Origin of the sequence: Roseibium salinum, assembly GCF_026240905.1 — a bacterium.
Lineage (GTDB): Bacteria > Pseudomonadota > Alphaproteobacteria > Rhizobiales > Stappiaceae > Roseibium > Roseibium salinum.
Genome location: NZ_JAPEVI010000002.1, coordinates 57419 through 69777, shown reverse-complemented (window position 1 = coordinate 69777; position 12359 = coordinate 57419). Strand labels below are relative to the sequence as shown.

At 61.5% G+C, this 12359-nt stretch carries 9 protein-coding genes; 4 read left to right on the top strand and 5 right to left on the bottom strand.

The annotated features are described in order from the left end of the window. Nucleotides 1-27: 27 nt before the first annotated feature. From ON753_RS02680 to ON753_RS02660, 5 genes are all read right to left on the bottom strand, one after another. Nucleotides 28-1350: an arylsulfotransferase family protein gene (locus tag ON753_RS02680; protein ID WP_265961015.1), complete on the bottom strand. Its 1323-nt coding sequence runs from the start codon at nt 1348-1350 to the stop codon at nt 28-30. A gap of 66 nt (nt 1351-1416) precedes the next feature. Further along, complete coding sequence (locus ON753_RS02675) at nt 1417-2739, bottom strand: hypothetical protein (protein ID WP_265961014.1); 1323 nt, start codon at nt 2737-2739, stop codon at nt 1417-1419. Between the two features lie 317 nt (nt 2740-3056). Beyond that, nucleotides 3057-4268, bottom strand: a complete 1212-nt coding sequence (locus tag ON753_RS02670) for a DUF4185 domain-containing protein (RefSeq protein WP_265961013.1) — start codon at nt 4266-4268, stop codon at nt 3057-3059. A 359-nt stretch (nt 4269-4627) separates the two neighbouring features. Then, nucleotides 4628-6109, bottom strand: a complete 1482-nt coding sequence (locus tag ON753_RS02665; RefSeq protein ID WP_265961012.1) for a protein O-mannosyl-transferase family — start codon at nt 6107-6109, stop codon at nt 4628-4630. Between the two features lie 40 nt (nt 6110-6149). Continuing rightward, nucleotides 6150-8054, bottom strand: a complete 1905-nt coding sequence (locus ON753_RS02660; protein WP_265961011.1) for an AsmA family protein — start codon at nt 8052-8054, stop codon at nt 6150-6152. Nucleotides 8055-8591: 537 nt separating this feature from the next. Here ON753_RS02660 and ON753_RS02655 point away from each other — a divergent pair. From ON753_RS02655 to ON753_RS02640, 4 genes are read left to right on the top strand one after another with little or no spacing between them, the layout of a single operon-like run. After that, the gene (locus ON753_RS02655) at nt 8592-9962 is read left to right on the top strand and encodes an arylsulfotransferase family protein (RefSeq protein ID WP_265961010.1); all 1371 of its coding nucleotides are present in this window, start codon (nt 8592-8594) and stop codon (nt 9960-9962) included. Continuing rightward, entirely contained in the window at nt 9959-10222 is a 264-nt protein-coding gene (locus ON753_RS02650) for a hypothetical protein (protein ID WP_265961009.1), read from the top strand. Before ON753_RS02655 ends, ON753_RS02650 begins: the two co-directional genes overlap by 4 nt. Nucleotides 10223-10227: 5 nt before the next feature. After that, nucleotides 10228-10959 carry a hypothetical protein gene (locus ON753_RS02645; RefSeq protein ID WP_265961008.1) on the top strand — a complete coding sequence of 244 codons (732 nt, stop codon included), beginning with the start codon at nt 10228-10230 and terminating at the stop codon, nt 10957-10959. Then, a complete protein-coding gene (locus ON753_RS02640; RefSeq protein WP_265961007.1) occupies nt 10956-12089 on the top strand; it encodes a sulfotransferase family protein in 1134 nt (377 codons plus the stop codon). The genes ON753_RS02645 and ON753_RS02640 overlap by 4 nt, the downstream gene beginning before the upstream one ends. Nucleotides 12090-12359 lie beyond the last annotated feature (270 nt).

The window sequence follows — 12359 nt, the reverse complement described above, 5'->3', positions numbered from 1 at the left end:
CAACGCGCCCGGGCGGGGCTCCCCGCGTCAGGATGCGGGTTGCCCGAGCGTTTCCCGAAACTCCGGCGTGAAGATGGCCGGATCGATCCGCTGAGCGCCGTTCAGGATCGGAATGAGCTGGTCTCTGTCCCCGCGCCGCAGCGGATTGACATACTCCCAGGCAATGTCTCCGTTCCGGGTCACCTCCAGCAACCGTCCGCCGTCGGACTCCGTGATCAGGGTGTTGCCGTTGGGCAGGCGCTGTGCGTTCGAGCGGATGACGCTGTGAAGCGGTTCCTCCTTGGTGCCGGTATAGTCCCACGCCACATCCAGCGTCCGAGGATCGATCTCGAGAACCCGGGAGCTGTTGCCGCGCCGGAGCACACCCAGATTGTCGAACAGCAGAATATTGCCGTTTGCCAGGATGGAGGGATTGTGTTGGCGCAGCCAGACGCCGCGTGCCGCCCAGGTGATCTCTCCGGTCTCCGGGGACAGGACGGCGATGAGGTTCGGCTCCCGGAAGGACAGCACCACATCGCCCTCCTGTCCGTAGGGGAAGTTCTTCGCCTTTTCGGCATCGATGTATTCGACGGTGTTGGGATGAAGCGGATCGTTCAGCGTGAAATAGGGCAGGATCTCGAACAGCGCACCGTAGCGCGAATGCAGCATGGCCTGTGTCAGGGAGATTTTCTTCTGCTCCTTGCCGTCGGGCGACAGGACCACGAGAAAATCCTCCAGATAGGGCCGGTCGAGCTGCTGCGCGCCGGGCGGACGTTCGAAGTTGAATGCATGGGTCAGCGCGTAAATGCGGCCGTCAGGTGCGACGGACATGTCGTGATGGGTGTGTTCAAGATAGCTCCAGATCGGGCGTGAATCCTTGTCCATCTTGACCATTCCGTAGCCCCAGGGCGTATCGGCCGAGGATATGTACATCGCCAGAAGGTCGCCGTTCGGGAATACCCTCGCCCGGTCCATATAGATAATGGAGTCGGCTTGCGGTTGCTTGACGGCCGCCTGTTCGTTCCAGACCTGGCTGAAGGGCAGCCGCCATTCATGGACGACGTTGCCATCCATGTCGACGAGTCGGGCGACCTGATCGTCTCCGGACGTGAAAAGCGTGTAGCCGGGAAAGGCCTTGGCTTCATCGTACCGGGTGACGCCGCGGCCGTCGGTGCGGGCCGGCTGGTAGAGATTGGCCCGGACGGGGTCGCTGGTGATCTCGTCCTGGAGTTTGACAGCTTCCCACGCCCGATAGGCGTCTCGAAACAGATCGTGCGGGAAGGTCTTTTCAAGCATCACCATGGCTCCTGCCACAAACGCAAGAAACATGACCATAAGGACGAAGACGGCCGAGCCGATTTTCTCCATCATCGTAGTACCTTTTCTAAAATTGGACTGAGTTCAACAGACCCTAGCGTGAAGGTTCGCAATACGTGTTCACAGGACTTCGGGATGACCGGCTTCGCGCCGGCGGTTCCAGGAGGGAGGGGTGTCATCTTGCACAGGGTGCCGTTCGTGCCCGTCCCCGGAAACACGCTCGTGCGCGGCGGAAATGCGCAGCCAGTCGGCGTCCGTGCGAACGACCGCCACGCCATCGTCCCCGATAGGATCCGGCCGCTGGGGAAGGTCTTGCGGATAACGCACCGGGATCGCTTCCGCCGCGCGCGCCTGTGCACGGCTGTAAGCCCACACGGCCTGCATTGCGCAGAGCCACAGCAGCGGTACGACCTCCACGACCACCCGCTGCTCGACAAGCCGCCCGAAATAGGCCGCCGAGGCCAGGAACGGGACAGCGAAACAGATCAGCATCCGTCCGAGCGCGGGGTCGAGGTAGCGGTACAACAGCAGGACCGGCAGATAGAACCCGGCGCTGAAACGGGCGAAATAGGTTATGGCGTAGAGCGGACTGGAAAAGTGTCCGAGATTGTGGACGAGATGGTTCTCGTATTGGGTCGCGCCCACATTGGCATGCGGATTTGGAATCCCCGGGAACACCCATTTGACGCCGCCATGCACGGCGGCGAAGACAACCAGTTGCGCGATCAGCGCCAGCACCAGCGTCCGGCGGTCGAGCACGCCCCAGCAGGCGGCAATGGAGGCCGGGATCATGAACACGGCGGTTTCACGGTTCATGGCGGCAAGCGCAAGCACGCCGAGATACGCGGCGAAACGATGCGGGGCCGGATTCTGGATGAAGCGGATGAGAAAAAGCGCCAGCGCCAGCGTCAGAAGGGCGGCAGGCACGTCGTAAACATAACGGAACAGCGCGACCAGCCGCCATTCTCCCAAGAGATGAACTCCGGAATCAACGAGATAAGTCGATTGAAAGCGCAGGTCCGGCACGATCACGTGGAGCGCCACCGGCACAACGATGGTGATGGCTAGAAGCCGGCGCACGAAATCCGAGCCGCCGATGTCGAGTGCCGCCAGCACGCGATGGGCGGCAACGATCAGGAGAATCCAGGTCGCGACTTCGAGGAATGTGAACACGACATTCACGCCCAGCCAGGGGGCGACGTCCGTTATGCCCGCGACGATCGCCGGAAGCAGCACCCGGTACTGGAAAGGGGCTCCGGCGACGAAGTCGGCCATCCTCACCGGATCGGCCAGCCACCAGACCCCGGTCGCCAGACGATGGAACACGGTCAGCAGTATCGCAAGGCAGGGCAGGGCGATGTACCAGCCCAACCGGGGTACGTCGATATAGCTTCGGGTGCCCGTTTCGCTCGGCCCGGTTGCCGAAGGCGTTATCGCTCGCACGTGAGCCTCCACGTCAAAGAAATAGACTTCCGCCGGGAGTTCGGCAGACTACGCCGTGCCACGGGAAGCAACCCGGACCGCAACGCTATCCTTCAGCGTACGGATACGTCATGGCGAAAAGAAGTTCTGGACGAGGTCTGCTGAAGGAATATTCGCCCCCTCCAAGGGGAGAAGGTGCTCAGCATGATCAGGGAAAGTAAAATGCGAGAAAAATAAGCCGAATTCTGTGCAATTTTGTGATTAGTTCTGGTGGTGAAACCTTTACAAGTTCGTCCGTCGCCCGCGCTGCAGCTGCGGAGCGGGCGACGGACAAGCTGTCAGTTCTGCTTTACGACCCGGGCACTGTCCGCGGCGACTTCGCTCGCCGGAGCGTCAGGCGCGGCGGCGGTGGCGATGACGTCCCGCTCCAGCGACGTGCGCATGAGGAACACGTTGTACGGATCCCACTGTGACAGCGTGTAATAGAGTTCGCCGTCGATTTCGCTGCCGGGAACGATATAGGGACCGTAGAGACCCGGATAATCGTCTCGCTTTGCCACGATCAGTTCCTCGCCCCAGGGGCCCGTCAGTTGCCGGGCTGTTCGCAGGACCACGGCGCGCTTGTCCGGATCTCCATACATCATGATCCAGCAGCCATGTGCCTCGCTCCAGGCCACGGAAAGTTCGCCGACCGGGCCGGGGACGATGGTCTTGGCCGCCGCGGCGTCCCGGACCCATTGGGTACCGTTCCAGTATTCATAGGCATTGCGCGCCAGAATGTGCCTGGGGGCGACCCGGCGCAGTTTCACGCCGCCGAAACGGCCTTCCGGAATGCCGAACGTGTAGAGCGTGCCGTTCTTGCGTACGAAGGCGACCTGCTCGAACCCGATCGCGTTTTTCTCGACAGCCTCGGCGGGAACCACCCAGTTCTGCCCGTTGTCGTCGGAATAGGCGATGCCGGAATGACGGACGTCCCAATGCCCCGGTTTGCCCCAGTGGCGCACCGACATGTAGTGAAGATACATCCTGCCGTCGATCGAGATCCCCTGTGTCGGGATGACCGTCATCTCCACGCCGTCGATCTTGCGGGAGGCCAGCAGTTCCTTCGCCTTGCCATCTGCTCCGGTGACCATCGTTTCGATCGGCAGCCCGCTGTGCGGGTTGGGATCGGCGATGCGGGCCATGGTGTTGCTTCGCCAGTTTTTCCGCCCGAACGGTCCCTTGGCGCCGAACGTGTCGCCGAAGACCATGTACAGAGCGCCCTCGTGCCAGAACATGTGACCCAGATCGGTACCGTGGATGTCCCACTTGGCTGCCGTGTCATTCGGAGAAGCCTCGCCGGTAATCTGGCCGAGCTTTTCCGTGCCGACGATGCGCAACGGCACCGGAGTTTGCGGCACCCCGTTCAGCTTCGTGTTTGCCGTGCTCAATCCGTGAGCATTGTCCAGTTTTCCGCCGGCTGGATCTCCCATGACTGGGTCCCCATAGGCAAGGTTGGTGAAGATGAAAAACGCAGCACAAGCGTAGGCATACGGCCGTCTCCGTGCCATTCAGGTCTCCTTGATCGAATGTATGTAGTTGAAAGCCCCGAAGCGGATCAATACGACCCGCACCCCAGCGGAGGCGTTTTCTTTGCGCTAATAGCGATGGTCATTTGTTGACGTGCCTATACGGAAGACCTGCCTAATTTGCAACACAAACAATACACGAAATTGACAAATAAGGATCACTACCTAGAGTATACCCTAAGTAATATTATCACTGTAATATGGGGCGTTAGTTCGATTAATCCTTACGAATACAAGGACTTCATCCCGGTAACGCCTTGAGCGCAGCTTGGGGATATCAACAACGCGTTCTGGTTGTTCTGAGGGTTGAGGGGCCGCTGCCCGCAGAATTCCTGTGACCGCTACTGCGAATCATCACAGGTAAAGGCGTAGGCTGGCCAGCGTGTGCCTGCGGGCAGGTCTATCTTCCGGGTCTGGCATTTCAGTTCGGGACGCTTGTGTTCGATCCAGTTGACGAACTGATAGCCGTCCGTCGGGACGACGATACCGCCCACCTCCCTGCGCGTGTCGAGTTCGGGCACGGCGCGCCACCAGACCCGGTACATCGGTTCGCTGGGAAGATCGCCCATCAGCTCGTGATAGAGCGTTGCCATGCGCAGCGGGTAGGCCATCGCAAACAGGGGCTGTTCGACCGGGGCTTCCTCGATCATCCTGACAATGGCCGGTTCGAGACCCTCAAACAGAGGTTGGCGGTCCCACAGGGCCATGGCCACATGGCCGGCCCGGAACACCCCGATGGTCACGAAAAGGACGGCCACGGCGTTGCGCAGACGCCGATAGCGGGCGAGATACCAGAAATGGGCTGCGACCGTGGCGACCAGCAGTGGTCCGAGGACCGGCAGGTGGAAGGCGCGGATGTCGTAGGCGCCGTACCAGAGCATGAACGGCGTGAATGCCAGGGCGCCGCCATAGAGGACGGCCAGCCCGTACCAGGCGCGATCCCGGTGCGACCAGCCCAATGCGAACAGCACAAGGCCGATAGCGATGAGCGGCGCGGAAAACCAGGGATGGGCGGAGCGAAGCGTTACGACCAGCGACTGCAGCGTCCGCGTTGACGCTAGTCCGGACCCGTAAAGGTCGGCGAAATAGGTGCCCCTGACATAGTCGACCAGTTCCATCGGCTCCGGGGGCAGGGGCATGTATTCCGAATAGGCGGTGTCCGGGCTGTAGGCGACGAGAGCCAGATAGAGATACTGTGATGCGCCGAGCAGAACGAAGGCCGCGACGATGGCCACGTTGCGGGGCTGCACGATGAGCCGGAAATTCAGCGCGGTGACGCAGACAAACAGCGGCACCAGCATGATCATCATCAGATGGTTGCCGAAGGACAGCGAATAGACCGCGCAGGCGGCCAGAAAATAGCCCAGCTTCCTGGTTTCCACGAACAGGGCCAGCAGGAACAGCGTGGTGAGGATGAAGGCGAGCGCCAGCGGATAGACTTCCGCCTCGGTGGCCTGAACGGCCATGAGTTCCGCACTGCCCAGGAGAAGGGCGGCCGCAATGGCCGCAATCGTGTTCTTCGTCAGGTGGCGGACGAACAGGAATGCGACCGCATTGGCGATCGACGCCGGAATGACCGCCATGACCACAGTCATGGTCTGCCACGGCGGCAGCGGCAGGTCCATGAAGCGCACCAGCGCTCCGAGCAACTGCACGAACGGGTATCCGGGGCCATGCAGCAGGATCTGTGTGTGGCCGAGAATCTGGAATTTCGCCGAGTCGCCGGAATTCATTTCACCGCCGAGGCCCGGAAACAGGCACAGGGTGTAGAAAGAGAAAGACACGGCGAAAACGAAGAGTGGAGCGAGGCTCGCCAGCGACACGCGAATCCCTCCTGCAAGGCCGTGTGGTCTGTCTATCTGATCACTGATTGTCATAGAGAGCCGCATTTCGATCTGGGGAAGTGCCCGCGCCTTCGGCGTCGGGATCGGTTGCAGGGGAGGGTGTCGCCGGCGTGCCGCCGATCCCGGGTATGCCGGGGGCGAACATCGGTTCGCGCATCGTACCGCCTATCCCGAAGGGGAGCTCGATCAGCGTCTCCCAATCCTGCCCGGAGCTGGCGGCAAACAGCGACGCGCTTCCTGCCGCTTCGATTTCGCCCTGGGCCAGGTCGACGTCGGCGGAGAAGTCGATCTTGAAATTCTCGCCCCTGAAATGGATATGAGGAGCCCGCACCACGCCGTCCGCCACCGCCGCGGAGGCGACGAGGGCGGAGAAATAGGTTCGCCCTGCCACCGGGATGAGCGGTTTGCCTTCGTCGACGAGTGTGGAATTGTCGGCCACCCGTTCCAGCGTCGCCACGATATCCGCCCCGGCCAGGCTGCCGTCGCGCACGACGCTGGCGCCCCACCCCCGGAGCGAACGCGTCACCGCCTTGAGGGTGGATCCCTTGCCTGACAGATCGATGGATCCCGTGACGTAGCCTTCCGGCGGCCGGTCCTGCCCGACGGGAATTCTGCCTGCGCCGTGCCGGAGAGCCTCGCCGATATCCGCCAGCGACACATCCGCGAGGCTGCCGGACAGTTGGACGAGCGCCTCCTGCCCGGCCGGTTGGACCGTCACCAGACCCTGGATACGGCCGGAGGCGACTTCGGTCCTCTCCAGCGTGAGCGTTATCCCGCGCCTGTTCCCCACCAGCCGGACCGATGGACCGGCGAATATGATGTCGCCAAGTGCTGCTTCCGCGACAACGGCCGACAGATCAAGATCTGCGTTCGCGAAGACGTCCGCGCGGACCGGCCACGCCAAAACCTCATCGAGGCTGGTCGGCAGAAACGCATGCAGGTGCCGGCCTAGGTCGAGTTCCTGAAAGGCCATTTCCGCCGATATGCTCGGGACCTCGCCGGCCAGGTCGACGCCCAGGGAACCGGCCGCCGCGATGTCGCCCAGTTCCAGGGCGACGTCCTCCAACCGCACGTGTTGCGTTCCTGCCTTGAATGCACCGCTTAGCCTGAGGGGAGCTGCGGCCGTGGCCTGTGTCAGCAATTCGCTGAGGGAATAGGGCTCGTCGCGGGGGGCATCCGGATCGGTCTGCGTTCCGCTGTCCCACAGGACCGGCACTTCGAATGAGCCGGGCTCCGTTTCCGCAGGGGCGATCTCAACCGTCACGTCGCCTTCACAGCACAGGCCGGGCCGGGTGCCGTCACGCGTATCGAGATCGGCGTCTATCCCGATCTGGAATCCGTGCCACTCGACCTTCCCGGCCAGATGGAGCGCATCCTGCCGGTCAGCCCGGGCCAAATGCATCCGGGGCATCGCAATTTCTTCTCTGCGGCCGCCGTTCCCGTCTTCCAGTTCGATGCGCCCGTCCTGGACGTCGATCACCTTGGCTTTCTTTGCGGCGCTGTCGGCCGCCAGAACGGCTTGCAGGATGCTGTTCAGGCCCGACTTGATATCGCCGCGATCAGCACCGGGAGTGCGGACAAGCTGAACCACCGGCTGATCGAGCTTGATACCGTCGACGACAAGCTCGCCGCTCATCAAAAGAGGAAGGAACTGAAAGCTGACTTCCATGGACGGAATGTCGATGCGCGCCGCCTGCCTGGCCTCGCCGATGCCCTCGATCTCAACGCTTTTCACGGTAACGACCGGCAGGGGAAGCAGACGCAGTGCGCTTTCGCCGGTTATCCGGCTCTTGCCGCCCGAGGCGTGCGCGACATATTCGGCGACCCTCGCTTCCACGTGTTGCGTGGACACACGCGGGCGCGCGACAGCAATGACAAGTACCACGGCGGCGGTAACCGCCAAGAATACGATGAAAGCTCTCATCGTGCCCTCACTTTTGCCGCCCACCCAGCAGCTGGCGCGCAGTCTAATGCACGGAACGGAACGAAATTACGGCAAGTCCGGGGCCAGACAGGGTCGAAGATAAAAGACGCGGCGTAATGCCGTCTGCAACCTGGAAGACTTTTTCCTCCGGAAGTAACCCTGGATACGTCCGGATCATGGACCCGTTGCCACGGGATGAGCCTTTGTCAAAATTGGATAGAAGTGCGAAAATTTAAGTTGTTTCCATGGAACTATACTCGAGAATATGTATTCGACACTGCTTTCGCCATATTTGACCCATTTCGATCAAATTTGCAGGCTGCTTGACCAAAAAGAGCCCAAAGTCCGTCATATTGCAGACTGACTCTGCGTCCATCGTATCCGAAGAATACCAGTTCTTCCAATCATATGGCACGGCTCGACCCGGCCATATGAAGACTTGCCGCTTATTCACCAGACCTGAAACTACAAAAGATCTTTCGACTCATGACAACTTCGATGATCAGAAAATCAGGACTTGCCGGGAGGGAGCGAACCGTGAGGGAGCGAGCCTTCACGCTGGACAATCTGCTGCGCGCGCTGTTCATGCTCGCCATTGTCGCCCTGATATTCGTCGCGGGCGCGGCGGTTACGGCCGCGAACATTTTTCCCGGTCCCCAGATCAGCAAGGCGATCGAGGCCGGCACGGCGCTGTATGGCAAGCTGAATGCGCAGCACAATGTCTACCAGAGCGATCTCTGGGTTCCCCAGCGCAACGATGTGCAAGGCGTTTCGGTCAACCGCGGCGCCGCGGTCCAGGAGGGACTGACGCTCTATACGACCGGCGACAAGCCGTCTGCCTATCTGATCGACGCCGAAGGCAATGTCGTGCACGAATGGTCGCGCCCCTTCAGCACCGTCTGGTCGCCGGGCAAGGGCGACCTGCAACAGCCACAGCCGGATTCGCATGTCTATTTCAGGCACGCGCACGCGTTCCCCAACGGCGATCTTCTGGCCATCTATGAAGGTGTCGGCGACACGCCCTACGGATACGGCATGGTCAAGCTCAACCGCGATTCGGAAGTCCTGTGGAGCTATTTCGGCCGCACGCACCATCAGTTCAGCGTCGCGCCCGACGGCAAGATCTATGCGCTGACGCACGCCTTCATGGACGATCAGACCGATCGCCTGGGACACTTGCACAATCCGCGGCTGGAGGATTTCCTCGTTGTTCTGTCGCCGGAGGGCGAAGAGCTGGAAAAGTTCCGGCTCGTGACGGCGCTGATGGATTCCCGGTACCGCCACATGCTCTACACCGTATCGGGTTTTGCCCTCGGCGATCCGCTGCACGCCAATTCCGTGAAATACATCGACGCCGACCTGGCACGCAATTTCGCGCCCGGCAAGGAAGGACAGATCCTGATGTCGTTCCGCGAGGCTACCGGCCTTGCCATTCTCGACCCGGCCACCGGTGAAATCACCTGGGCCACACGGGGGCCGTGGCTCGGCCAGCACGACCCGGACATCCTGCCGAACGGCAATATCCTGCTGTTCGACAATTACGGCAATTTCAGCGACACCGCCGGTGTCTCGCGCGTGCTGGAATTCGACCCGGTAACGATGAACATCGTGTGGCGCTACCAGGGCAGCGACGAGACTCCGCTGGAAAGCCGGATCCGCTCCGACCAGCAAAGGCTGCCCAACGGCAACACACTGATCACCGAATCCAATGGTGGCCGCATCATCGAGGTCAACCGCGCCGGAGAGACCGTATGGGAATACGTCAATCCTGTGCGAGGCGGCCCGAATGGCGACCTCATTCCGATCATCTCATGGTCCGAGCGATTGCCTGACACCTATTTCGACCCGGCCATCGCAGACAGTGCCTCAACAGCCGAAACCACCCCGAACCGGAGGAAATCACTATGAATGCGAAGTTCTTTGTTCCCGCTCTCGTAGCCCTGCCTGTCGTCCTGGCGCCAGAACTGGCCCATGCCTATGTGGGGCCGGGCGCCGGCCTTAGTCTTCTGGGTGCCTTGTGGGCACTGGTTGCCGCCGTTGGTCTCGCGCTCTTCTTCGTTGTCGCCTGGCCGATCCGCAAGCTGCTCCGGCGCAAGCGCGTGGCGGCGGTCGAGCGGCAGGCCACAGAGCAGAGCGCACAGACGCTTTCCGGAGATTCAAACAGCTGAGGGCGATGACTGCCATGGGCATTCTCGATCTTCCAGGGCCGGTCTTCACCTGGCTCGACCAGTGGCTGTCCCTGCTGCTGCCCCCGGTCGCCAGTATTGCGTTCTGGGGCTTCCTCTGCGCGATGGCGAGCATGGAACTCTATCGCTTGCTGTCGCCACAGGCGGTGATTGCAAAGCTCAAGGTCGCTCTCAAGCAGAGCCAGACGCAGCTCAACAGCTTCGACGGCGAGTTTGCCGACGCCTGGCCGCTGATCCGGCGCATGCTGTCACTGGCCCTGCGCCGCATCGCACTGGTGTTCCCCGCCACCATTGCCGCTTCGCTGCCGATCCTGCTCATCGTGGTGTGGCTGGATAGCCGTCACGGCGCTGCCTACCCTCCACAGGGCACCCCCGTTCAGATCGAAGTTGCCGGCGGCTTCAACGGCTACTGGACGGACAACGCCGGTGATCGGACGCCGGGCGCCCAGATCATCGATCAGGGCGGGCAGGAAATCGCAACAATTCCTTTGGCCAGGCCGGTTCCCGAAGTGCACAAGCGCTACTGGTGGGACATGCTGATCGGCAACCCCGCCGGCTATCTCGCCGACGAACTTCCCTTTGATCGTGTCCAGTTCAACCTTCCGCGTCCCGAGGTCGTTCCGGTCGGTCCGTCATGGATGCGTGGCTGGGATCTGATCTTCTTCGTCGTGCTGCTCCTGTCGGCAATCATCCTGAAATTCGTGAGACGGATCGAATGACACAATCCCTGTCTTCCGGCGCTTCTAGCAATGCAGGTGCCATTGCCGAGGTCGACGGATGGTCGAACGCCCTCGGCCGCCAGATCGAACGCCATCCCCGGTTCTTCCGCTGGCTTGGAAATGTGGAAAGCGCATTCGCGCGCGATACCGTCGGCAGCCTCAGTATCGAGCGTCCGATCTATGTCTCCGGCCTCGCCCGTTCCGGCAGCACAATCCTCCTGGAGCTGCTGGCACGCCATCCGGCCACCGCAACACACAGATATCGCGATTTTCCGCTGCTGCATGCTCCCCTGGCGTGGAACTGGTTCATCGACCGTGCCGGTTCGGAACCGGAGCAGCCGCGCGAACGCGCCCACCGCGACCGCATCCTGGTTACCCGAGAGAGCCCGGAGGCCTTCGAGGAAGTTCTGTGGATGGCCTTCTTCCCCGGTCTCCATGACGGGGCAACCTCGATGGTACTGGACAGGCAGGCGGACAATCCGGCCTTCGATGCCTTCTACGCCGATCACATCCGCAAGATGCTGAAGCTGCGTGGCGGAAGGCGGTATCTCAGCAAGGCGAACTACAATCTGACCCGGCTGGGCTATATCCAGCGCCTGCTGCCGGATGCGTGTTTCGTCGTGCCCATCCGCGATCCGGTCTGGCACATCGCATCTCTCATGAAGCAGCACCGGATCCTGTGTTCGCTGAGCGGCGGGGACGATAAGGTCCGCGATCACCTGCGCCGGGCCGGGCACTTCGAGTTCGGGCCCGACCGTCGTGCGATGAACATGGGTGACGGTCAGGTCGGCGAGGTCGAGCGATGCTGGCGGGAGGGCCGGGACGTCGAAGGCTGGGCGCGAAGCTGGGCTTCGGCCTACAATCTGCTTGCCAGCGCGCTGGACGACCCGGATCTGCGCAAAGCGATCCTGGTGGTTAATTACGAGACGTTGTGCCGAGAGCCAGCCGAGACGGTCAGGACCATCCTCACCCATTGCGGTCTCGACGACGAGGGTCTGGCGGACCATGCAGAAGCCACGATCAGCCCTCCAGGATATTATTCGCCGCCTTTCGACGATCGCGAGCTTGAAATCATCAAGGAACACACTGACGGTGTCGCCGGAAAATTCGGTTACGGATCATCCGCTTAAAGCTTCTCCGGGAACAGCGGGCCGAAACGGCTCCATCACAAATGCAGCGGCGCGGCTCGGATAACAAAAATCCGCCAATTTTGTTTGGTTTCTGGAGGGTGTTGAGAGTTGGATTTGGCCGTTGATTGGCTGCAAGTCGCTCACGTTCAAGAAGCGAAGGCACAGGGACCAGGCTCCCATTTGTGACATGGTGGAATTCGGCGTCCGAAAGCACTGAGTGCATTCGGCGAGCGGTGCCCTACGGGCCGTTCGATGCCGAACGCCGGCAGG